Source organism: Thermatribacter velox (assembly GCF_038396615.1).
GTDB lineage: Bacteria > Atribacterota > Atribacteria > Atribacterales > Thermatribacteraceae > Thermatribacter > Thermatribacter velox.
Genome location: NZ_CP121689.1, coordinates 541,919 through 565,484 on the forward strand (window position 1 = coordinate 541,919; position 23,566 = coordinate 565,484).

The window sequence follows — 23,566 nt, forward strand, 5'->3', positions numbered from 1 at the left end:
CCTAAAAAAGCTTTTCAATTGAAAAAGAGCCTTTCCATATCAGAGAGTAATAGAGGTAGTTGACAAGCACTTTTTCAAGGTATCCTTTGGTTTCGGGAAAGGGGATACTCTCGAAAAAGAGGTCGGGATTTTCTGAATAACTTTGCAGCCATTGTTTTACCCTGCCTGGTCCGGCATTGTAAGAGCAGATGGTAGGAATTAGTTTTCCTTCAAACTGCTTTAAAAGGTAATCGAGATAGGCAACACCGATGTGGATGTTAATTTCGGGTTGCAATAGGGTTTCTTCATCAATGGTTTCGAGCTTAAGTTTTATCTTGCCGGTTTCCAGCATCCACTGTGCTGTTTGGGGCATGAGCTGTGCAAGCCCCAGAGCTCCTGCCCGGGATTGACTGGCAACCTCGAAAAGGCTTTCAGCACGAATCACTGAAAACACTAAGTAAGGGTCTACTTCCGGAAAGAGACGGGTAGCCTTTTCAACTTCTTGCTTAAAAAAGAGGGGATAAAGGTTTCGGAGTAGAAATAAATTATGGTTGGTTTGGGAGAAGTTTTGTTGTAAGTAGAGGGTATGGAGAATAGCCTTGCGATATTCACCCATACTGATGTAAAGCCTTACGAACTCAAGGTGTAATAACTTTGCAGAGGGGTTTTTGTGGTAAAGAAAGAGTAGCTCTATCTCTGCGTTTTGGTAAAACCCCTTTTCTTTCAAAAAAAGATAGCTCTTCCAGTGTTCTCTGGCTTTTTCAAGCTGGGTTGATAAGTTTTGCGGATAGTTTTCTATCACCGGAAGTGGTCGGTCCTCGATGTGAAAGTGTTCCTGCGGATTATAGCCTTTTTGGATTAGCTCCTGCCAGCTACGCACGAAATAGTAGTCGATGTTTTCGTCTTTGAGAATTTCCCATAAGAGTTCTGGTTCGCTGTTTTTACCCAGTTTATAAGACCAGAAAAGAGCCCGGTTTTTGTGCTGAGGGAACTTTTGCAAACCTTCCAGAGCTGCTTGGATTTGTTCGGGGTTGTTCTCTCTCAATGCTTTTTGGAACCATACAAGATAGAAGGTATCTCTCTGGGGGAAAAGCTCCAGCGCCTTATGGAGAACGAGTGAATAGTTTGTATCATCTCCCAGACTCTGGTAACAGGTAAGAAGATTGAGGTAAACACTGAAAAGATATGGAGAATGGGGATAGGCCTGGAGCAATTTCTGATAGTGATTTATGGCTTCGGGGTAATTTGCGGAGCGCTGGCTTAGGACCCCCTGGTAAAAGAGTAACGTTTCCTGGAGATAAGTTTCTTTACTGTACTTTTCAAGGAGTTTTTGTAGTTGGGGTAGGTCGTTAACAGTAAGCAGGTATCGTATTTGCAAGCTGAGAAGATTTTCTTTTTGTAAGGGGTTGAGAGAACGTTTTTCCACTTCTTGGAGTATGCTTTTGGTTTCCTCAAAAAGATTCAGAGAAAGTGCAAACGAAGCCAGGTCCAGAAGTGAACCTACAGAAAAGCTTTCCAACTTTAGCTCGGGAAAGATTTGTGAAAACAATTCCCTGGTTGGAAGATATTTCTGGGTGGAGTATTGCTTGAAGACCGTTTTTAAAAGCAGCCCTGCTTCGTTATATTTGCCCTTTTGAGCAAGCGTTTTCACCATCAAGGCCAGGGATTGCTGGCGCTGCTCAGCCAGAAAGGCATGTTGCAGGGCTTTTATGGTATAGGTCAAGGCTTGTTGAGAATAACCGTTTTTGAGGTAGCGTTCTGCGCTCTGGTGGTAAATTGAAAAGAGAAGAGGGGAGTCTGGGAAAAGCTTTTCAGCAAGCGATAACCAAAGAGGAGCTTTTTGTAGGAACGAGGCGTCGGAAAGAGCAGAAAGCCAAAGGTATAAGGCGTGGTCGATGCAAAATAATTCGCTTTCTCCAAGGCTTTGCAGGATTCGTATTTCGGCCTCGTCCATTTTTCCCCTTTCGACTAAAGCAGCGATTTGCAAGAAGTTTTCCTGGTTCTCTGCTTCACAGGATGGTTTCCAGAAAGAGAAAAGAACCATTAAAATTAAGAGTGAGAAGGCAATACTGGCGGTTTTTCGCGGAGATAAATACAGCGAGAGCGTTTTCGTTCTCTTTTTGCTTTCCATTTGTGGGTTATGATACCATTGTTAGGTAAAGGTTGCAAAGGGGATGGAGGGTCATGAGGAACCAGGAAGTGGCCAAGATACTTCGGGACATCGCTACTTTGCTCGAGATTAAAGGCGAAAATCGCTTCAGGGTGGTTGCTCATGAAGAAGCTGCGCGACGTATAGAATCCTGGCCGGAGCCAATTGAGGAAGTGTGGCAAAGAGGCGAACTTACCAAAATACCGGGTATTGGAGCGAGTATTGCTGCAAAGATTTCAGAATACCTGCAGACAGGAAAGATGCAATACCTTGAGGAATTAACCCGGGAAGTTCCTCCTGAACTCATCGAGCTTACCAGAGTTCCAGGAGTTGGCCCCAAGCTTGCCAAGTTACTGTATGAGGAACTGGGTATAAAGAGCTTGGAAGAGCTTGAGAAAGCAATCGCTGAAAAAAAGCTTCGCAATCTTCCTCGCTTGGGTGTCAAGAGTGAAGAAAAGATTAAAAAAGGCCTTGAGATGTTGAAGCGCCAGAAAGGGAGAATGCTCCTTGGGCAGGTATTACCAGTAGTTGAAGAAATTGTGGCCCTACTTCAAGAAAAGACCGGTGTTGAACAAATAAGTCCTGCAGGAAGCGTGCGCCGCATGAAAGAAACCATAGGAGACATAGACATTCTGGTGGCCAGTTCTCAAGCAGAGAAAATAATGGATGTGTTCGTTACTTTACCTATGGTGAGAGAGGTTCTTGCCAAAGGGGCTACCAAATCAAGCGTTGTGCTTCATGATGGTTTGCAAGTTGACTTGAGGGTGGTAGAACCAGTTTCTTTTGGGGCGGCGCTCCAGTATTTTACTGGTTCGAAGGCCCATAATATTAGACTGCGAGAGATTGCAATCAGGAAAGGGTTGAAAGTCAATGAATACGGAATTTTCAGGATAGATAGTGGCCAGCGGGTGGGTGGCGAAAGAGAAGAGGAAATTTACGAGGTTCTGGGTATGGAGTGGATTCCTCCTGAGTTGCGTGAAGATCAGGGGGAAATCGAGGCTGCGCTTGAAAAGAGACTTCCTGTTTTGATAGAGCTTGCAGACATCAAGGGAGACTTGCATGTGCATTCCCGCTGGAGTGATGGGTTGAGTTCTATCGAAGAAATGGCTGAAGCAGCTCTGAAGAGAGGGTATCAGTATCTGGCTATCTGTGATCACACTCAATCCCTTGCAGTGGCTTCTGGGCTTGGTCCCGAAGACCTGAAAGAGCGAGATAAAGAGATTCGAGAGTGGAACAGTAGAAGAAAAGGGTTGTTGCTGCTTTCAGGTGTGGAAGTAAACATATTGAGCGACGGCTCTCTGGACCTTGCAGATGAAGATCTGGCAAAACTCGATGTAGTGATAGGAGGCTTGCATTCAGGTTTGAACCAATCGAGAGAAAAAATTATGATGCGTCTTGAAAAAGCTATGCACAATCCTTATGTCCAGGCAATCAGCCATCCTACGGGGAGACTTATCAACAAGAGGGAAGCCTACAGCGTGGAGCTGGACAGCTTGCTGGAACTGGCATCTCGGACAGGCACCTTTCTGGAAATCAACGCCCAACCGGAGCGTCTGGATTTGCGCGACATTGATGCTCGCAAGGCCAAAGAAAGTTTTGGTTTGAAGGTGATTATCTCTACTGATGCTCATGAGCCTAAATCTCTTGATTACATGCGTCTTGGAGTAGCGCAAGCCAGGAGAGCCTGGCTTACCGCTTGCGATGTTTTAAACACCTATGACCTGGAGAAACTCTTGGACTATCTATCTCGAAAGAGGAAAACCAGGGCAGGAAGCATTCCTGATTAATCAGGGTTCTCTGAAGCGGTTGGTTATAGGCATTCTCCAATCTTTACCGAAAGCGCGAGTCGATATTTTTATGCCCACTGGGGCTTGTTTTCTTTTGTATTCGTTTTTTCTAAGCATGTCGATGGTTTGTAATATGGTTTCCATTGCAAAGCCTTTGTCTGCTATTTCTCCGGGGTCGAGATTCTCTTCGATATAGTATCTCAAAATTTCATCGAGGACTTCGTAAGGAGGAAGTTTTTCCTGGTCAGTCTGGTTTGGCCTTAGTTCGGCTGAGGGCGCTTTTTCAAATACTCTTTGAGGGATAATTGGGGCTCCTTTTTTCTGGTTGTACCATCTGCCTATACGGTAAACATCTGTTTTGTAAACATCTTTGATAACAGCGAGTCCTCCTGCCATATCGCCGTAGAGGGTTGCATACCCGGTTGCCATTTCGCTTTTGTTGCCAGTGGTCAGCACCAGCCACCCAAACTTGTTGGATAGGGCCATCAGATAATTACCCCTGATTCTGGCTTGCAGGTTTTCTTCTGTGATATCGGGATTTGTCTGCCGGAAAACTTCTTCCAGAGCCTTCAGGTAGGATTCGAAAACTTTGTTTATGGAAATAGTTAGCGCCTCTATGTTCAGGTTTTGTGCTAACTGGTAAGCATCTTCAAGGCTTTCTCGCGACGTATAAGGGGAAGGCATAAGGACTCCCTTAACGTTTTCGCTGCCCAGGGCCTCCGTGGCTATAGTGGCTACTAAAGAGGAATCCATTCCTCCGCTCAATCCCACCACCACTTTTTTAAAGCCGTTTTTCTTCACGTAATCCCGAACTCCAGTAACCAGAGCCTTAAAGATTTCTTCTTCTCTTTCCATATGGGAACCAGGCTTTTCCGGATATCTCTCTTTTTTGGGTTTTGGTGGTGGCAATTCCAGAAACTTGAAGGGCAGATTCTGAGTCGACATGTACCTTCGTCGGGGGTCCAGAAGATTTATTCTGAGGTTTTCATCGAGGTCAATGTCAATAGTGGTTATCTCTTCCTCAAAAGTGCCCCCCTTAAGCACCACTTTGCCATTAGGGTTGCTCACCAGGCTGGTTCCGTCAAAGAGTAGTTCGTCCTGCCCCCCTACCATGTTACAATAAGCAATGGCTACATGATAGTCGTAAGCTTTCATGGAAAGGTATTTTTCCCTGAGCAAGGGTTTACCAACGTAGTAAGGTGAAGCCGAAATGTTGGCTACAAGGTGTACACCACAACCCAGAGTCAATGAAGCCAGTGGCTCCACAGGATTCCATATGTCTTCACAGATGGTGACACCTATTTTAATTTCTCCCATCTTCAGGACCAGCATTTCCTGGCCGGGTTTAAAATATCGATGTTCGTCAAAAACGCCGTAATTGGGAAGGGAAATCTTATGGTAAATACCCAGAACTTTGCCATTTTGGATTACGGCTGCCGAATTATGGGCGTCTTCCCGACAATCTATAAAACCGACTACCATAGCTACTTGCTTGCCCTCGCTATAAGAAACAAGCTTTTCCAGTGTAGCCTGATTTTCCTTGAGGAAAGAGAGCTTGAGCATGAGGTCTTCGGGCGGATATCCTGATAGGAAAAGTTCGGGAAAAAGCAAAAGGTCGCTCTCCCTTTGTTCTGCTATTTCCAAAGCCTCCCTGGCTTTTTCAAGGTTACCCCTAAAGTCCCCCAGAGTTGGGTTTAGCTGTGCGAGAGTTACTCGTAGTTTTTTCAAGCTTCATAACCCCTTTGTTGCTTTACTTCAAGAAATTATACACCATTTTGTGTTTCTGGCAATTTGAGGTTAGCAATTTTCGGAGTTGATAGAGGTTGCTGTTTTGAAATTGACTTTCTTCTCAGGCTTGGGGTATTATTTGGGAAACGTTGAGTGGAGGATTGGAAGCAAGGAGCGATGAAAATGGGCAAAACGATGGCTGAAAAAATTTTTGAATTAAAGAGTGGCAAAGCGGTGCAGGCTGGAGACCTGGTCATTGCGTCAATTGATTTTGCAATGGGGCAGGATGGCACTACTCCGCTGGCAATTCGTTCCTTTCAGGAAATGGAGGGCAAAAAAGTTTTTGATCCGCAAAGAATCGCTTTCGTTATAGACCACAATGCTCCCAGCCCTCTGGAGTCTGTATCACGTCTTCATGATTTGATGCGTGAATTTGCCCGTACTTTTGGTATTCGAGTTTTTGACGTGGGTTGGGGGGTTTGTCACGAACTTATGGTTGCACAGGGACTGGTAGTACCTGGCGACCTGGTGGTGGGTGCCGATTCTCACACTTGCACCTATGGTGCCATAGGGGCCTTTTCCACTGGAATTGGCAGTACAGAACTGGCTGCGGTAATGATTTCAGGAAAGCTCTGGTTTAAGGTTCCCGAGACCATTAAGGTGACTTTCACCGGTCACTTACCGAAAGGTGTTTATTCCAAGGACCTGATTCTTTGTCTGGCTGGAAAGATGGGAGCTGATGGTGCAACCTATAAGGCTCTTGAATTCCATGGTCCAGTAATTGAGCAGCTCGAGGTGGAAGAACGCTTTACCATATCCAACATGGCAGTGGAAGTGGGCGCCAAAGCCGGTCTTATGCCACCCGATGAAAAAGCTTTGGCCTGGGTTAAGCAACGAGCACAGAGGCCCTTTGAGCCTGTGTACCCGGATGATTCAGCTAAGTACGCTGAAACTATTGAAATTGATTGCTCACAGCTCGTTCCCCAAGTGGCATTGCCACACAGAGTAGACAACGTGAAACCAGTGAATGAGGTGGAAGGTTTACCTGTTCAAGAAGTATTTATTGGTACCTGCACCAATGGGCGAGCGGTGGATATTCAGGTTGCTGCTTCCATTTTAAAAGGACGAAAGGTGCATCCTGAGGTTCGGCTTATTGTGGCACCTGCTTCAAGGGAAATCCTGATGCAGGCGATTCGTGAAGGATGGGCCGAAACTATAGTTGAGGCTGGAGGCACCCTGGTTACTCCAGGTTGCGGGCCTTGTGTAGGAACGCATCAGGGAGTACCTGGTGATGGCTGGAATGTTATCTCCACGGCAAACAGGAACTTTAAGGGCAGGATGGGTAATAACAAGGCGTTTATTTACCTGGCTTCTCCTGCTACTTGTGCGGCTTCGGCAATTGAAGGTAAAATTACTGACCCCAGAAAGTATTTGAGGTGATTGCAATGAAGTTAAGAGGTAAGGCTCATAAATTTGGAGACGATATCAATACTGACTATATTATTTCTGGGAAATACAAGTTTAAAACCCTGGATATGCAGGAACTGGCCAAGCATGTTATGGAGGACATCGACCCGGATTTTTACAAGAAAGTTTCTCCCGGGGATTTTATCGTTGCGGGCAAGAATTTTGGTTGTGGTTCTTCCCGAGAGCAGGCGCCCCGAGCTCTTCTGGCCAGTGGCATAAAAGGGGTGCTGGCTAAATCGTTTGCTCGTATATTTTTCCGTAACGCTATTAACTGCGGTTTGCTGGTCTTAGAGTGCGATACTTCTCCTATCGAAAGCGGGGATGAATTAGAGGTAGATTTAAAACAAGGTCTGGTGGTGGACCTCAGTCGCAATCTGGAGGTAAGAGCACAACCCCTTCCGGAAGTTATGATTCAAATTCTGGAGGAAGGCGGATTGGTGCCCTATTTTAAGAAGTACGGCTCTTTTCAGGGGGTTTAAGAACGACTTATGTGGACAAAGCTCAAGACTACAGATCCCGAGGTGTACGGGTGGGTCGTTAAGGAACTGGAGAGGCAACGCAACAAACTGGAGCTCATAGCTTCTGAGAACTTTACCAGCATTGCAGTCCTGGAGGCTCAAGGAAGTGTGTTAACCAACAAGTATGCCGAAGGCTATCCAGCGAGACGTTACTATGGAGGTTGTGAGTTTGTAGACCAGATTGAGCAATTGGCTATAGACCGGGCTAAGGCTCTCTTTAAAGCCGAGCATGTCAACGTCCAACCTCACTCCGGATCGCAGGCCAATATGGCGGTTTACTTGGCTACTCTCAAGTATGGCGATGTGGTTATGGGCATGGATCTCGCTCATGGAGGACATCTCACTCATGGTAGCCCGGTTAACTTTTCTGGAAAGTGGTATCGCTTTGTTCCTTACGGGGTTTCTCCTGACACCGAGACCATAGATTATGACCAGCTGGAAGAGCAAGCAAGAGAAGTAAAACCTCGAATGATAGTAGCTGGGGCAAGTGCTTATCCACGCTTTATAGACTTTGAGCGTTTGCGTTCCATTTGTGATGAGGTGGGCGCTCTTTTGATGGTAGACATGGCCCATATCGCGGGCCTGGTAGCTGCTTCTTTCCACCCTAATCCCTGTCCGCATGCTCATCTGGTTACCACCACTACTCACAAGACGCTTCGTGGTCCCCGAGGAGGTATGATACTCTGCAAAGAAGAATTTGCGAGAGCAGTTGACAAGGCTGTGTTTCCCGGGACTCAGGGTGGACCTTTAATGCATGTTATTGCTGCCAAGGCGGTGGCGCTTAAAGAAGCAGCAACGCCTGAATTTGTGGCCTATCAGGCTCAGGTTGTTAAAAATGCAAAATCACTTGCTCAAGCTCTTCAAGAGAAGGGTTATCGTTTGGTTTCTGGAGGCACCGATAATCATCTTTTGCTGGTGGACTTGAGAAATATTGGTCTTACCGGTAGAGAGGCGGAAATTATCCTGGACCAGGTGGGCATTACAGTAAATAAAAATGCTATTCCCTTTGATCCCCAGAAACCTACGGTGACCAGCGGCATCAGGTTGGGCACTCCTGCTTGTACTTCTCGGGGTATGAAAGAGGAGGAGATGCAGCTTATTGCTGAGCTTATAGACCGGGCGCTACGAGGAAGGAGTTCCGAGACAACCCTGCAGAAAGTGAGGAAAGAAGTGCTTAACTTGTGTAGTCGTTTTCCACTTTATCCGGAGCTAAGTGTTGAGGAATAGAAATTGAGGCTTCTGGTTTTACTTGACAGAATGTAAAAGGGGGTTCGTTTCATGAAAGAACGTGTTGAGAAAGCACTGGAAAAGGTGAGGCAGTATCTTCGCTTTGAAGGTGGAGACGTGGAATTGGTGGATATTGAAGATGGCGTAGTAAAGGTGCGCCTTAAGGGAATGTGCAGCTCCTGCCCCATGTCCTATATAACCTTGAAGGATGGTATTGAACGGATTGTGAAAGAAGAAGTTCCCGAAGTAAAATCGGTTGAAGCGGTTTAAAGTCTTTAAAGAAAGGGGCTGAAATGGTCAGCCCCTTTCTTTAAGCCAATACAAAAGGCCTACCATTACCACTCCGCCCACTATGTTGCCCAGGGTTACTGGTACCAAATTATGTGCGATACCTGAAAGAGTAACTGGTACACTGCTTTTGTGCAAATAGTTCTGGGCAAACGCACCTGCTGAGAGAAAATACATGTTGGCCACGCTGTGTTCATAGCCGAGCGCTACGAAGGTGGCAATGGGTCCAGGAATAACCAGTAAACGGGTAAGATTGTTTTCTGCATAAATGCATAACAATACTGCAAGACATACCAGCCAGTTACAGAGTATACCTCTTGCGAAAGCCTGGGTGAAGGGAATCTGGGTTTTAGTGAGTGCTATTTGGTATGCACGCTGCGCTATCACTCCTCCACCTGTGTTGAAGAGGCCGGTTGAAGCATAAAGACTAGCCAGAAAGATGGATCCCACAAAATTGCCCAGATATACCAGTCCCCAGATTTTAAGGGTTTGTATGACGTAATTCTTGAAGGTAAAGCAAGAATAGCTCAGCAAGCAATGTCCGGTAAACAGCTCTGCTCTTCCCAGTACAACCAAAATCAGTCCTATCGAAAAAACTATCCCTCCTAAAAGCTGTTTGACCCCGTTTGCAAGTTCAGCGGTAGTAACCAGGGTGAATAGTTGGGAGGCAAAACCTATGTAGGCGCCTGCCAGAATAGCTCCAACGAGAAGAGACAGGTAGTTTTTCTGAAGTTTGTTTTCACACCAACTGTGGAGAACATCCATTACTCAAACCTCCTTACTGTTGATTCTGGTTATAATTTATTAAAATGATAATATAATTTTTTTATAAAATCCAAAAAATTATGGTTTTTTAATCGGTAATTTGTTACAATTAAACCCAGAGGGCTAACATTTTAGAGAGGGAGGGCAAAAGAGGATGAGTGACATTCTTGACCAAATTGCCAAGGAATTGTTTGCAGGTAATGCGAAGGCAGTGAGCGAACTAACTCAGAAAGCGCTTGATGAAGGTTTTTCTCCTCAAGAGGTTCTCAATGGTGGTTTAATAAAGGGTATGAACCAGGTAGGAGAAAAGTTCAAAGCCAACGAGATTTATGTTCCAGAAGTGTTAATTGCTGCTCGAGCCATGAAAGCAGGCATGGAAGTTTTGAAGCCCAAACTTGCAGAGACCGGCGTAGAACCAGTAGCCAGATTTGTGATTGGCACCGTCAAAGGAGACTTACATGATATCGGTAAGAACCTGGTAGCTATGATGATGGAAGGTGCAGGATTTGAGGTTATCGATCTGGGCATCGATGTTCCCGCTGAAAAGTTCATCCAGGCTATCAAAGAGCACCAACCTCAACTGGTTGGTATGTCAGCTCTACTCACCACCACTATGATTCAAATTCGAGAAAATCTGAAAGCCTTTCAGGAAGCCGGAGTAAGGGACCAGGTTAAGGTTATGGTTGGTGGTGCACCGGTTACCCAGAAATTTGCTGACGAAGTTGGTGCTGATGGGTATGCACCGGATGCTGCATCAGCAGTTGACAAAGCGAAGGAACTTTTAGGTTTAAACTGAATTGCCAACAAAGAGGGAGAGCATGTTCTCTCCCTTTCCTTTTGTCACGCAATAATTAAGTGATTTATTAAAGGCTATCTTTAATAATTTATGTAAGGGAGGGTAAAAGATGTTAAGTGATCTGGAAATTGCCCAGCAGGCTTCGATGAAACCCATCGTTGAAATTGCCAGGGAAGCGGGGATTGAGGAGGATGACATTGAGCTTTATGGCAAATACAAAGCAAAGGTATCTCTGGAAGTGCTTAAAAAACTTAAGGATAGGCCGCTTGGCAAATATATTGATGTAACTGCCATAACACCCACACCTCTCGGTGAGGGAAAAACCGTTACCACCATAGGCCTTTCCATGGCCCTGAATAAAATTGGCAAAAAAAGCATCGTCTGCATCCGGCAACCTTCACTGGGTCCAGTCTTTGGCATCAAGGGAGGCGCTGCTGGCGGTGGTTATTCCCAGGTTGTACCTATGGAGGATTTCAACCTTCATCTAACTGGAGATACCCACGCCGTTGCCGCGGCACACAATTTGCTGGCTGCTTTTATCGACAATCATTTGCTTCACGGGAATGAGCTGAACATTGATCCTTTCACTATAAGCTGGCCCCGGGTAGTGGATATAAGCGATCGGGCGCTTCGTAAAATTATTGTAGGTTTGGGTGGCAAAACGAATGGGATACCGCGAGAAAGTAGCTTTGATATTGCAGTGGCTTCTGAGGTAATGGCCGTTCTGGCCCTGACTACTGATATTTTTGATTTGCGCAAGCGCCTGGGAAGGATTGTAGTAGCCTATAACGAACGCAAGGAGCCAGTTACTGCTGAAGATCTCAGATGTGCTGGTGCTATGACGGTCTTGATGAGAGACGCTATCAAGCCAAATCTTTTGCAAACTCTGGAAAATACTCCCTGTTTTGTCCATGCAGGGCCTTTTGCCAACATAGCCCATGGCAACAGCTCTATCGTTGCTGATCAGATTGCTCTGCGTCTTGCTGATTACGTAGTTACCGAGAGTGGCTTTGGTGCGGATTGTGGAATGGAAAAGTTCATGAATATCAAGTGTCGCTACAGTGGTCTGCGCCCTGATTGCGTAGTTATGGTGTGTTCCATTCGTGCCCTCAAGATGCACAGCGGCAAATACAAAGTGATTCCTGGAAAACCTCTGGATCCAGGAATTCTGGAAGAAGATATCGATGCTCTGGTGAAAGGATCGGAGAACCTTATCAAACAAATTGAAAATGCAAGGCTATTTGGTGTCCCGGTTGTAGTGGCCATCAACGTCTTTTCAACAGATACTGAACGCGAGATAGAGACGGTTAAGAAGATAGCCCTTGATAACGGAGCTTTCAGAGCCTGTGTTTCCGAGGTTTGGGCCAAGGGTGGAGAAGGGGGCAAGGAACTTGCTGAGGCAGTAGTAGAAGCCTGTGATGTACCGAATAACTTCAATTTTCTTTATCCTCTGGATATACCAATCAAAGATAAAATTGAAATCATAGCTACCAAGATATACGGCGCAGATGGTGTGGTTTACGAACCGGAAGCCGAGAAAAAGATAGCTCGGTATACGGAGTTGGGTTGGGATAAACTGCCTATCTGCATGGCCAAGACCCATCTTTCTCTCTCGCATGATCCAAAGCTTAAAGGTCGTCCGCGTGGTTTTAAACTTCCCATCAAGGATATCCGGCCTTCCATTGGAGCAGGTTTTCTTTATCCTCTTTGTGGTGAGATGCGTACCATGCCCGGACTGCCTTCTCGACCAGCAGGCATGAATGTAGACATTGATTCTGAAGGCAGAGTTGTCGGTTTATTTTAGCGATGTTATATTTTGTGAAGCAACCAAATTTCACTATTTGGGGATGGGTGGTAGGAGAACTTGGAGTGTGATTTTTTAATAGTTGGCGCTGGACCAGCAGGTCTTGCTATAGGAAAAAAACTCAGTGCTTATGGCAGGGTGCTGCTTCTTGAAAAAAACGACACGGTGGGAGGCCTGGCTGCTACTCTGGGATGCAAAGCGCACCAGCAATGTCTTTACTGTGGTATTTGCAGGAATGTAGATTTGAGCAGACAGATTGGAGATTTGCGGTCTCTGGTGTTCTACCCCAGGGATATCTTAAAAGTGACCCGTTTTGATGCAGGGTTTCAGGTCGCCACCAATTGCGAAGAGATAAGGGCTAAATATGTCGTTATCGCTTCGGGGGCGGAACCTTTTGATGCCCGAAAGGTACCCAACCTGGGTTATGGTAGGTTGGAAGGTGTTCTTTCCGGTCTGGATGTTGAACGCAGTATGAATGATGGCAGGGTATTTGAACTCTTTCCACCACAGGGTAGAGTGGCCTTTATACAGTGTGTTGGTTCGCGCAGTTTTAAAGAAAAACGAGGTTACTGTTCGCAGATTTGTTGCCGTTATGCTCTGAGGGCCCTTGATTTTTTGCGTTACTTTTTGCCAGGCCTTGAGTTCACAATGTTTTATATGGACCTCCAGATTTTTGGCGCCAAAAGTGATTATCTCTGGGAAGTAGCACGTAATAAGGTGTCGTTGATACGCTCCATACCTTTCAGGGTGGAAGGTGAAAATGGGAGTTTGGAGGTTTTCTATGAAAACGAGCATGCTCAGGTAATTAAGGAAGAATTTGACCGGGTGGTCCTTTCCATAGGTCTATCTCCGGGGAGTTCAACCAAAAATTTGGCGCGGATTTTTGGTCTTGAACTCGATGAATGGGGATTTATTAGAAATTTTGGAGGAGGTAGAACCAGCAACCCGGGTGTTTTTGTATGTGGCACTGCGGGAGGCCCCAAAGATGTGGAAACTACCATTTTTGAAGCTTGTCAGGTGGCGGAAAATATACTTGAGATAGCGGGATGATGGGAATTGAAAAAGATACTTGTATTATTTCGTCCTGAATACGAGCGCGTGAAGCCTTTGCTGGACGCTATCGGTGTTTTCTCAGAGGAGTTAGATTTACGGATTTCTTCCTGGACGGAGTGGTCAACCGGGAGGAAGATTGATGTTAAAAACTTTGAAAAAGTGTTTTTGCTGGTTGACGACATTGAATCCAACCTTGAGCTATTGTCTGAATTTTGTGAGATAACGGAGGACCTTAGCCAGTTTAGGATTTTTGGAATTCCGAAAGATGCGGCTTCACCTCAGTTGGTTGCCCGGTGGAAAGATTATTTTCAGGAGGAACTGGTTTTGAAATACCCCTTCCCAGTTAAGGCTGTTCTTTTGAAGCCAGAGAAAAAAGTTTTAATTGTTGCTGAAGGGAATAAGAACACAGAAGGAGTGGAAAAAGCCCTTCGCGAAAAAGGGATACCCTTTTTTGTGAGCAGAGAAAAGGTAACTCTTTATCGGGAGGGAATTAATTTTAAGCTTCTTCACTCTCCGTATGGCGAGACGTGCTTCGGAGCGGTAATTTTTTTGCCGGAAAGGAAAACGCTTTCCTTTGCATTTCCCCAAGAGGTAGAGGATACGGGAAGAGCGTTCTTCTTGGAAGAGTTATCGAAAAAGTATAGCCATCGTAACTTTTGGAAAAAGAGCGTTGCCTTTTTGGTGCACAAACTTGCTTCTCCGCGGCAGTGGAGGGAGGCTTTTTCCTGGGCTACTCGCATTCGCCGGGATTTTTGTTCGGAAGTGCTCTTTCTGTGCGAACAGGTTGGTGTTGCACTGGAGAATTCAGAGCTTGCTTATCGGGAAGCGAGGCAAAGTGGAATCCGCTTTGAAAAAGCTCGATTTGAGAACCTTTCCTGTCGGGCTACCGAGAGCATGCAACAAATTATTCTGAACTTTATTGCAGAAAAGGACCGACGTGAAGTTTCTTACCTGGTGGACTGGCTTATTGTTGTGCCTTCTTTTGAGGTTCAGCCTGTGGCATTAGATGAATATTTTATCACTGACTATGCGAGCTTAAGGGTTGTTTCGCCTCCTAACCCGGTAGTCGACAAGTATTCCACTTACTGGAGGGGGGTTTTTTGTGCTCCTCTGGAAGAGACTGGCAAAGAATGGAGATATCTGGCGCATTCGGTGGCTCAATATCTGGAGAAAGCACAACTGAAACTCAAAGAACGTGGTTCTGTTGATGAAGAGAAATGTGTGCTTTGTTTAACCTGTTTGCGTTCCTGCCCGTTTGGAGCTGTGAAAATAGAAGGGAGAAGTAAGCGCAAAAAAGCCATGATAGATTGGACTCTCTGTCAGGGATGCGGTGTTTGTGCTTCTCTGTGTCCTGCTGGTGCTATAGAAATCCTGGATTGCAAAAACGGCCAGTATATTTTTGGTCCTCGCTGGCGAGGTTGATTGATATGAGGCTGGTAGCTCTTGGTTGCGAAAGGAACGGGTATCCAGCGCTTTTGCGTTATTTTGAGAACGCTTCCTTACCATCAGGCTGGGAGTTGAAAAGGCTTTCCGCAATTCCCTGTCTGGGTTTTATTAAGGAGGAGATGCTTTTTACTGTCTTGGGAGAGGACGTCGATGCTTTGTTGCTCGCTGGTTGTCCACTGGATGCTTGTAAGAACATACGAGGCAGTGATATAGGCTTGCGTAGGACATTAAGAGCCAATGCCCTGCTTGAAGAAGCGCAGATTCACAAAAAGGTGGTTTTGGCCTTAGTCACTCCTGATAAAACTGGTGAAGTGGAGCGAGCGCTTACCGAGATGTTTACCTTTTTTGGAGGTTCAGACAAACAATGATTGTTGGTGAAAGAAAACCCCTTCCTGAGATATTGAAGCTTTTAGATGGCTTTAAGAAAGTCCTGATTCTGGGCTGTGGGACCTGTGTCGCTGTTTGTATGTCGGGTGGCGAAAAAGAGGCTAAAGAACTTGCTGCCCTGCTGAGACTTAAAGGCTTTGAGGCCTGGAGTGCTACGGTGGAGAGACAGTGCGAGGTAGAGTTCAACAGACTGGTTGGAGAGGAAGTCGAAAAGGCAGAAGCAGTTCTTTCTCTGGCCTGTGGAGTGGGAGTACAAGCTCTGGCAGAGCTTTATTTTCGAAAACCGGTTTATCCTGCTTTGAACACCACATTCATGGGTTTGCCCGTCGAACAAGGTTTGTGGGAGGAACGTTGTGCCGGTTGTGGTGATTGTCTGCTCCACCTTTTTGGAGGTATCTGTCCGGTGACGCGCTGTGCAAAAAGCCTTTTAAATGGTCCCTGTGGTGGTTCCAAGGGTGGAAAGTGCGAAGTAAGACCGGAACGCGATTGTGCCTGGCAGCTTATTTTTGAGAAATTTAAGTCTTTGGGCAGGGTGGAAGAGCTTTTGCGGATTGAGCTCCCCAAGGATTGGTCATATTCGAGGTATGGTGGACATCGCAAAATGGTAAGAGAGGATGTCAGACTGTGAGCTGGTTACAGAGAGTGCTTCAGGAGGGTCATTTTGCGGTTACCTGTGAAATTGGACCGCCCAAAAGCAATGATTCCTCGGTAATTACCAGGAAATGTGAACAGGTAAGGGACTTTGTTGACGCGGTGAATGTAACTGATAATCAAACTGCCATTGTGCGGATGTCAAGCTTTGCCAGTTGCCTGATTGTTTCCCGCCAGAAAGTGGAGCCGGTCATGCAGATGGTGTGTCGAGACAGGAACCGGATTGCTTTACAAAGTGATTTCCTGGGGGCTTGTGCGCTGGGGATAGAGAATTTTCTCTGTTTAAGCGGAGACCATCAGAGCATGGGAAATCACCCTCAAGCGAAAAACGTTTTTGATGTGGATTCAATACAGCTTTTGCAAATTTTGAAAAACATGCGTGACCAGAAAGTTTTTCAAAATGGTGAACCTATCAAAGGAGAAATCAGAGCTTTTCTGGGAGCAGGGGCAAACCCCTTCGCTGACCCTCTTGAGTTGAGGGTGTTGCGTTTGGCCAAAAAGATTCAGGCTGGAGCTCAGTTTATCCAAACACAAGCGATTTTTGACCTGGAAAGGTTTGCAAAATGGATGGAGGAAGTGAGGGAGTGGGGCTTACATGAGAAGGCTTTTATTATGGCTGGGGTGATTCCCGTTAAGTCTGTTCGGGCTCTGGAATACATGAAAAAGGAAGTACCTGGGCTTGAAATACCCGATTATTACCTGGAAAGAATGCGCCAGGCCAGAGACCCCAAGGAGGAAGGCATAAAGATTTGTGTGGAAATCATCAACGAAGTACGAAAGATAGAGGGAGTAAGTGGTGTGCATATTATGGCTATTGCCTGGGAAAGCATTGTTCCTGAAATTGTAAAAAGGTGTGGTCTCTATCCAAGACCCCCAAGAGAGGTAAGAGAAAATGAGTGAGGCAAAAGTTTTTGATTATCAGTTCAAGTATCGGGTTGCTTCTCGCCCTGGGGGCGAAGGTTTGCTTTCCTGTTTTGCCTGTGGAGTTTGTACAGCGGGTTGTCCGGTGAGCGAGGTTGAGGGGGATTTCAATCCGCGCCGCATCATTCATCAGATTTTGCTTGGTGAACAGGAAGAGCTTTTGCAGTCGGAATACATATGGCTGTGTGTAGGCTGTTATCGTTGCACTGCCCACTGCCCGCAGGATGTTGAATTTACCAATCTTTTGAAGGTTCTGCGGGAGCTTGCTGTAGAGGAGGGCACCGTTTCTGCAGAATGGAAAAAAGTGGTTGACGAGGTCGACCGCAGGACTCAAGAGCTGCGACGAGCGCTTATCAAATATCTGTGGAACAAAGGCATCAATTCTCTGGAAGAGTTCGAGAGGTTTTATCGAGAAGAAATTGCCAAGCTGGGTTGGGTTGAAGGAGAGGGTAGCAATGCACGGTAAAAGCCGAGGCAGTGTGATGGTGGTTGGAGGAGGCATAGCAGGCATTCAGAGTGCACTGGACCTGGCTAATGCAGGCTTTAAGGTTTATCTGGTCGAGGATTCAACCGCTATTGGAGGCCTTATGGCAAGGTTAGATAAAACCTTTCCAACCAATGACTGTGCAATGTGCATTCTCTCCCCAAAGCTCGTTGACTGCGGTAGGCACCTGAACATAGAGGTTATTTCCTGTGCCAACCTTGAGTCCGTTGAAGGGGTACCCGGTGATTTTCGGGTCAAGGTCAGGCGCAAGCCTCGCTATATTGACCCTTTAAAGTGCACTGGATGTGGTGATTGTGCAAGAGTTTGTCCGGTGAATTTGCCGAACGAATTTGAGGGTGGTTTGAGTGAGAAAAAAGCCATTTACCGTCTTTTCCCTCAGGCTTTTCCCAGTGCTTTTGCAATTGAAAAACGAGGTTTGCCCAACTGTCAGGCAGCTTGTCCTCTGGAACAGAAAGCCCAGGGTTATGTAGCACTGATTCGAGAAGGAAGGTTTGAAGATGCCTTGCAAACAGTGCGAATGGATAATCCTTTTCCTGGAATTTGCGGACGAGCTTGCCATCACCCCTGTATGGAGGACTGCCAGCGTAGCGTGCTTGATGAAGCAATTGGCATTCCTTACTTAAAGAGATTTTTAGCAGATTATGAGGTTAAAAATGGTTTAAAGCCTGTTTCGAACCAAAAAGAGAACAAAGGTAAAAAGGTAGCGATTGTTGGAGCTGGTCCCAGCGGGCTCAGCTGTGCTTACTTTTTGGCCAGAGAGGGCTATCAAGTCTGTGTTTACGAAGCTAAAGAGCAGCCTGGGGGGATGATGCATTACGGTATACCTCCCTATCGCTTACCACGCGAAGTTGTGCAATATGAAATTGAAATCTTAAAAGACTTGGGAGTCCAGTTTATTTTTGGCAAGGCCTGGGGTAGAGATTTTACGATTGAAGACCTTTTCAAAGAGGATTATGCTGCCCTGTACATTGCCTGCGGAGCCTGGCAAACTATGAAGCTGGGTATCGATGGAGAAGACTATCCTGAGGTCATGGATGGTCTTGATTATCTGGTTAGAGTCAACAGCACTCAAAAAGTGCCTTTGGTTGAGGAGGTCGTGGTTATTGGTGGGGGTAACGTGGCTATCGATTGCGCACGTTCTGCTTTGCGTAAGGGTGCTAAGAAAGTTTCCATTTATTACCGACGTTCCCGAGAAGAAATGCCAGCGAGGGCGGAGGAAATAGAGGAAGCGATAGAAGAGGGAATAGAGTTTTACTTCTGCGCAGCACCCAAGAGATTTGTGAAACGAAACGGGAAAGTGGTGCTGGAGTTCAATGCAGTTCGTTTGTGTGCTCCCGACGCTTCAGGAAGAAGAAAACCAGAAATCATGCCCGATGTAGTATATGAGGTGACAGCAGACCTTTTCCTGGTAGCCATTGGCCAGCGAGTAGATATACCCGAGAAGAGCTTAGAGCGCACCAATTGGGGGACTATCAAAGTTGATGAAACTATGCAAACCTCCGTTGAAGGTGTTTTTGCCGGAGGTGATGCAGTGCTTGGTCCAGCTACGCTGGTTGAAGCCATTGCTCATGGAAAAAGAGCTGCTCAGGCCATTGATGCTTATCTTCAGGGAAGGGGACTTCAAAGTTTTGAAAAACGCAAAGCTCCCATTACCATACCCTGGCGGGAGCCGAAGAAGCCTCGAGTCAGGATGAGAAAGCTGAGTCCCCAGGAGAGAATCCGGGGATTTTATGAAGTGGTCAAGGGTTACACCGAAGAAGAGGCCAAAGAAGAAGCTCGACGCTGTCTTTCCTGCGGTGGTTGTTCAGAGTGTATGCAATGTGTCGCTGCCTGCCAGCGGGAAGCAATTATACATGAAGACTCTGAAGAGCTTTTAGAGATTCCGGTTGGTGCAGTTGTTTTCGCAAGCGGTGCTTCGGTTTTTGATCCTGTAAAGCGCTATAGAGAGCTTGGATATCGAAAATTCGCTAACGTCATCACCAGTTTAGACTTTGAGCGGATATTGAGTGCTTCTGGTCCCACTCAGGGCAAGGTGGTTCGTCCTTCAGACGGTAAGGTACCTCGCAAGATTGCTTTTGTGCAGTGCGTGGGTTCGAGAGACGTGGAGCGTGGTAAACCTTATTGCTCTGCTGTTTGCTGTATGTATGCCATTAAGGAAGCTTTGGTGGCCAGAGAACACCTGCTTATTGAAGCAAGAGAAGAAGCAGCAGTGTGTGGGTGTGGAGTAAACACCGTTGTCCATGGCTCCGAAAAGAGACCTGATGCTGAGGGTTCACAGCTGGATGTAACCATTTTTATGATTGATATGCGTTCGCCGGGAAAAGATTTTGAACGTTACTTTGAACGTGCCAAAGAGGAAGGCATCCGTTTTGTAAGGAGCAAAGTGGGCAAGGTAGAGGAGCTCGACAACGGGGATTTGAGGGTTTACTTTGTTGACGAAAGTGGTCATCTTCAGGAGGAAATCTTTAACTTGGTAATTCTTTCGGTGGGTTTTGAGGCCTCACCTTTAAATCAGGAAATGTTTCGTAGAGCAGGGATAGCGTTGCAAGAGAACGGGTTTCCATATACTGACCCACTTGATAAAACGCTAACTGCGCGAGATGGCATTTTCGTTTGTGGTACAGCAGGAGGCCCTAAGGATATACCTGAAACTGTGGTTGAGGCAAGTGCGGCAAGTTGTAATGTTTCTTCTTTGTTAAGTGAAGCACGTTTTTCGGAAATTACTTACAAGCAATATCCCCCGGAGCGCAACGTAGAGATTGAGCCGCTGAGAATAGGAGTTTTCGTTTGCCATTGTGGCATTAATATTGGAGGTGTAGTGAACGTAAAAGAAGTGGTTGACTGGGCTAAAGATTTACCCGGAGTGGTTTATGCTGAAGAGAACCTATACACATGCTCGCAGGATACCCAGGAACGAATGAAGCAAAAAATTATGGAACTGGGTATCAATCGAGTAGTGGTAGCTTCCTGCTCTCCGAGAACACACGAATCTCTTTTCAGGGAAACCTTACGAGAAGCAGGTCTTAACCCCTATCTTTTTGAAATGGCTAACATTCGGGACCAGTGTTCCTGGGTGCATCAGAGGACACCTCAAATGGCTACTGAGAAAGCCAAGGAACTGGTTTCTATGGCAGTGGCCAAAGTTTCTCTGAAACGGCCCCTACAACCAGCTCTGCTTCCGGTTGAAAAAGCGGTTTTGATTATAGGTGGTGGCTTGAGCGGGATGACTGCGGCTTTAGAGGCTCGTAAGCAGGGAATAAAAGTTTTTCTGGTGGAAAAAGAGCCGGAACTGGGTGGTTATGTTGCCCGGTTTGAACGCTGGTTGACGCCCTTTGGTGAAGAAATTACTGAGAGGATTCATGAGCTCAAAAATAAGGTTTTGGAAGATCCAGAGATAGAAGTGCTGCTAAACACCCGGGTTGTAGAAGTGAATGGTTTTGTGGGTAATTTTGAATCTCTGGTTATGGTCAAGGATACCGAGAGAAGGATCAAGCATGGTGCCGTGATAGTTGCCACAGGGGGTCTTGAGTATCTTCCTCAAGAAGGTGAATTTGGCTATGGCTTGAGCCCGCGGGTTATACTTCAATCCGAACTTGAGCAGAGTCTTGAAAAGGGTTCTTTCTCTCCTGCAAGGGTAGTGATGATCCAGTGCGTGGGTTCCAGAAACGCAGATCACCCCTGGTGTAGCCGAACCTGCTGTTCGAGGGCTATTCGCAATGCTTTGCGATTGAAAGAAATGAACCCCGAGATAGAGATTTTCATTCTTTACCGGGACATCCGGACTTTTGGTTTTCTGGAAGAGCTTTACCGCAGAGCCCGTGAAATGGGCATTGTTTTTGCTCGTTTTGAGGACGATAAGCCTCCTCAGGTTTTGGTAGATGGAGAAAAAATTGTTGTTAAGGCTTTTCTTCCGCTTTTGGGTGAGGAGGTACTTTTCGCTCCGGACCTGGTGGTGCTCTCCAATGGTGTTGTTCCCCAGGTTGGAAACCAGGAACTTGCCAAAAAACTGAAAGTGCCTTTAAACCAAGATGGGTTTTTCCTGGAAGCCCATGTGAAATTGCGACCGGTTGATTTCGCTACTGATGGTATCTTTGTTTGTGGCCTGGCTCATAGCCCGAAGTTTGCTCATGAATGTGTTCTGCAAGCTAAAGCAGCCGTTTCTCGCATGATGACTGTGTTGAGCAAAGAACAAATTACTTCTGAAGCTGAGGTGGCTTTTGTAGAGGAGCGGAAATGTACTGGTTGTGGTGACTGTGAGAAGCTGTGCCAGTTTGGTGCTGTAAAAGTAAATCCTGAGAAAAAAGTTGCCGAAGTTAACCTGGCTCTTTGTAAAGGTTGTGGTTTGTGCAGTGCTTCCTGCAAAAGCAGTGCGATTAAAGTTCAGGGCTTTGCTCCTGAGCAGGTCATGGCGGAGGTGGAATATCTTTATGAGTGAAGGATGGGAACCCAAAATAGTGGCCTTTCTCTGCCACTGGTGTAGCTATGCAGGTGCTGATTTAGCGGGAGTGAGTCGTTTTCAGTATCCTCCCAATATTAGAGTTATCAGAGTTCCCTGTTCGGGGGCAGTTAATCCACTTTATATTCTTAAGGCTTTACGAGAAGGAGCAGATGGGGTGCTGGTTTCTGGTTGTCATCCAGGAGATTGTCACTATATTGGGGGCAATTATTTTGCACGCAGGAAATTTCTGGTTCTTAAGGAGATGCTCAAATGGTTTGGCATCGAGGAGGAAAGAGTGCAATTTTCCTGGGTTTCAGCCTCTGAAGGTCAGAAATTCTCTAAGGTGGTAGAGGAAGTGGTGGAAAGCGTTAAGAAGGTTGGTCCTGCATCCCGATTGGTAAAGGAGTCAACTATAAATAATGTGTAACTGGAACAAATTTTTCACCTTTCCTGAGCATAGCAAAGATAACCCTCAACAGCTTGTTACAGAGGGCAATCATTGCTTTTCTGTGGGGCATTCCCTCACCTCTCTTTTTCAAGTAATAAGCTCTAAAGTACTCATTGCAGCGCATAACTCCACTTGCCATGAGGTAGAGACATCTCCGCAAAGACTTAGAGCCCCTCTTGCTGATTCCACCTCGAGCATACCGGGAACCAGACTGTTTGATAGAAGGGTCAATACCTGCATAGGCAGCCAGTTTCCTTCGGTTTTCAAACCTGTGTATATCCTTGACTGCAGCCAGAAAATGAGCCGAGGTGATATCACTGACTCCTTTGATGGATTTGAGGAGTTCCAAGTTGTCTTTCTGGTTCTTTTGGATTTCCTCGATGAACTGTTTGGTAATCTCCTGGAGCTTCTGGTTGAGGAACCGGAGCATCTCCACTTCATGTTTGATGATCAGGGCATAGTTGGTGGTGGAGATACCGATGGAATCTCTGGCAAGTTCCAAGAACTGTTCAGCACTGAGAGATGGTTTTCTTCCTCTTGCTTTGAGCTTTCTGAAGACAGCCTTCACTCTGCCTGGGGAGGCTTTGAGAACCGAATGGGGAGTGGGAAATTCTTCAAGTACCGAGAGCAGGAAATCGGTGAAGATGTTGCGGTGAGCCACCAGTTCCGGGAAGACCACCACCAGGTGTTGTTTGAGCTGGGTCTTGGTTCTGGCAATCTGTTGAGTGAGGCTTTCCCTCACCCTGGCCAGGGCAGCCAGGTCATCCAGCTTGTCAGGGATGAAGTGAGGAATCACTTCCAGGTTTTTGAGCAGAAACCTGGCGATGGTGAGGGCATCAATGCGGTCAGTTTTGGTATTGCGCAGGGTGATGCTCTGAGAGAACTTTTTGATGAGGGCGGGGTTGATGAGTGCCACCGGGTACTGGTTGGTAATCAGGAAGGCCAGGAGGTTGAGGTGGTAACTCCCAGTAGACTCCACACCAATCAGGGAGTTGGGATAGGAGCTAATAAGCTGGCTGAGGGCAGTGAATCCCTCCAAGTTCATATGCAGTTGACCTTCACTGAGCACCTGCAAAGAAGCATCGATGATTGCATAGGTGAACCTGTCCCTGGAAACATCAATGCCTATGAAATACTGCCAGGAGTTTTTGTTCATGGCCAGACCTCGCAAAAGTTATTTTTGGTTTTTCGTCCCAAGTCCTATCTCCC

General features: G+C 46.3%; 19 protein-coding genes. 15 read left to right on the plus strand and 4 right to left on the minus strand.

The genetic code is table 11. The annotated features are described in order from the left end of the window. Position 1 precedes the first annotated feature (1 nt). A complete protein-coding gene (locus tag QBE54_RS02625; RefSeq protein WP_369018810.1) occupies positions 2-2,110 on the minus strand; it encodes a transglycosylase SLT domain-containing protein in 2,109 nt (702 codons plus the stop codon). 53 nt (positions 2,111-2,163) lie between these two features. Between QBE54_RS02625 and polX the strand changes: the two genes are divergently transcribed. Continuing rightward, on the plus strand, positions 2,164-3,915 hold the full coding sequence (gene polX / locus QBE54_RS02630; protein WP_369018811.1) for a DNA polymerase/3'-5' exonuclease PolX: 1,752 nt from the start codon (positions 2,164-2,166) through the stop codon (positions 3,913-3,915). Here polX and QBE54_RS02635 read toward each other — a convergent pair whose 3' ends face one another. Continuing rightward, positions 3,916-5,643, minus strand: a complete 1,728-nt coding sequence (locus tag QBE54_RS02635; RefSeq protein ID WP_369018812.1) for an NAD+ synthase — start codon at positions 5,641-5,643, stop codon at positions 3,916-3,918. 183 nt (positions 5,644-5,826) lie between these two features. On the opposite strand from QBE54_RS02635, the gene QBE54_RS02640 reads away from it, so the two are divergent. From QBE54_RS02640 to QBE54_RS02655, 4 genes are read left to right on the plus strand one after another with little or no spacing between them, the layout of a single operon-like run. After that, positions 5,827-7,083, plus strand: a complete 1,257-nt coding sequence (locus tag QBE54_RS02640) for a 3-isopropylmalate dehydratase large subunit (protein WP_369018813.1) — start codon at positions 5,827-5,829, stop codon at positions 7,081-7,083. A 5-nt stretch (positions 7,084-7,088) separates the two neighbouring features. Continuing rightward, entirely contained in the window at positions 7,089-7,589 is a 501-nt protein-coding gene (locus QBE54_RS02645) for a 3-isopropylmalate dehydratase small subunit (RefSeq protein ID WP_369018814.1), read from the plus strand. 9 nt (positions 7,590-7,598) lie between these two features. Beyond that, positions 7,599-8,855, plus strand: a complete 1,257-nt coding sequence (gene glyA, locus QBE54_RS02650) for a serine hydroxymethyltransferase (protein WP_369018815.1) — start codon at positions 7,599-7,601, stop codon at positions 8,853-8,855. 51 nt (positions 8,856-8,906) lie between these two features. After that, positions 8,907-9,125, plus strand: a complete 219-nt coding sequence (locus QBE54_RS02655; RefSeq protein WP_369018816.1) for a NifU family protein — start codon at positions 8,907-8,909, stop codon at positions 9,123-9,125. Between the two features lie 27 nt (positions 9,126-9,152). Here QBE54_RS02655 and QBE54_RS02660 read toward each other — a convergent pair whose 3' ends face one another. Then, a complete protein-coding gene (locus tag QBE54_RS02660; protein ID WP_369018817.1) occupies positions 9,153-9,908 on the minus strand; it encodes a formate/nitrite transporter family protein in 756 nt (251 codons plus the stop codon). Between the two features lie 154 nt (positions 9,909-10,062). Here QBE54_RS02660 and QBE54_RS02665 point away from each other — a divergent pair, with 154 nt between their 5' ends. The 10 genes from QBE54_RS02665 (at position 10,063) to QBE54_RS02710 (ending at position 22,336) form a co-directional block, all read left to right on the plus strand. Then, on the plus strand, positions 10,063-10,704 hold the full coding sequence (locus tag QBE54_RS02665) for a corrinoid protein (protein ID WP_369018818.1): 642 nt from the start codon (positions 10,063-10,065) through the stop codon (positions 10,702-10,704). A 109-nt stretch (positions 10,705-10,813) separates the two neighbouring features. Next, complete coding sequence (locus QBE54_RS02670) at positions 10,814-12,508, plus strand: formate--tetrahydrofolate ligase (protein ID WP_369018819.1); 1,695 nt, start codon at positions 10,814-10,816, stop codon at positions 12,506-12,508. Positions 12,509-12,568: 60 nt separating this feature from the next. Continuing rightward, positions 12,569-13,558, plus strand: a complete 990-nt coding sequence (locus QBE54_RS02675) for an FAD-dependent oxidoreductase (RefSeq protein WP_369018820.1) — start codon at positions 12,569-12,571, stop codon at positions 13,556-13,558. 6 nt (positions 13,559-13,564) lie between these two features. After that, positions 13,565-14,983 (plus strand): 4Fe-4S binding protein, encoded by a 1,419-nt coding sequence (locus QBE54_RS02680; protein WP_369018821.1) that lies wholly within the window; start codon positions 13,565-13,567, stop codon positions 14,981-14,983. Positions 14,984-14,988: 5 nt separating this feature from the next. Beyond that, positions 14,989-15,375, plus strand: a complete 387-nt coding sequence (locus QBE54_RS02685) for a hydrogenase iron-sulfur subunit (protein ID WP_369018822.1) — start codon at positions 14,989-14,991, stop codon at positions 15,373-15,375. Beyond that, positions 15,372-16,022: a methylenetetrahydrofolate reductase C-terminal domain-containing protein gene (locus QBE54_RS02690; protein WP_369018823.1), complete on the plus strand. Its 651-nt coding sequence runs from the start codon at positions 15,372-15,374 to the stop codon at positions 16,020-16,022. Before QBE54_RS02685 ends, QBE54_RS02690 begins: the two co-directional genes overlap by 4 nt. Further along, positions 16,019-16,945: a methylenetetrahydrofolate reductase gene (locus QBE54_RS02695; RefSeq protein WP_369018824.1), complete on the plus strand. Its 927-nt coding sequence runs from the start codon at positions 16,019-16,021 to the stop codon at positions 16,943-16,945. The genes QBE54_RS02690 and QBE54_RS02695 overlap by 4 nt, the downstream gene beginning before the upstream one ends. Next, positions 16,938-17,432: a 4Fe-4S dicluster domain-containing protein gene (locus QBE54_RS02700; protein ID WP_369018825.1), complete on the plus strand. Its 495-nt coding sequence runs from the start codon at positions 16,938-16,940 to the stop codon at positions 17,430-17,432. The genes QBE54_RS02695 and QBE54_RS02700 overlap by 8 nt, the downstream gene beginning before the upstream one ends. Then, positions 17,422-21,906 (plus strand): FAD-dependent oxidoreductase, encoded by a 4,485-nt coding sequence (locus tag QBE54_RS02705; RefSeq protein WP_369018826.1) that lies wholly within the window; start codon positions 17,422-17,424, stop codon positions 21,904-21,906. Before QBE54_RS02700 ends, QBE54_RS02705 begins: the two co-directional genes overlap by 11 nt. After that, positions 21,899-22,336 carry a hydrogenase iron-sulfur subunit gene (locus QBE54_RS02710; RefSeq protein WP_369018827.1) on the plus strand — a complete coding sequence of 146 codons (438 nt, stop codon included), beginning with the start codon at positions 21,899-21,901 and terminating at the stop codon, positions 22,334-22,336. The genes QBE54_RS02705 and QBE54_RS02710 overlap by 8 nt, the downstream gene beginning before the upstream one ends. Here QBE54_RS02710 and QBE54_RS02715 read toward each other — a convergent pair. Next, on the minus strand, positions 22,320-23,513 hold the full coding sequence (locus QBE54_RS02715; protein ID WP_369017714.1) for an IS110 family transposase: 1,194 nt from the start codon (positions 23,511-23,513) through the stop codon (positions 22,320-22,322). The two genes, QBE54_RS02710 and QBE54_RS02715, sit on opposite strands and share 17 nt — an antisense overlap. Positions 23,514-23,566 lie beyond the last annotated feature (53 nt).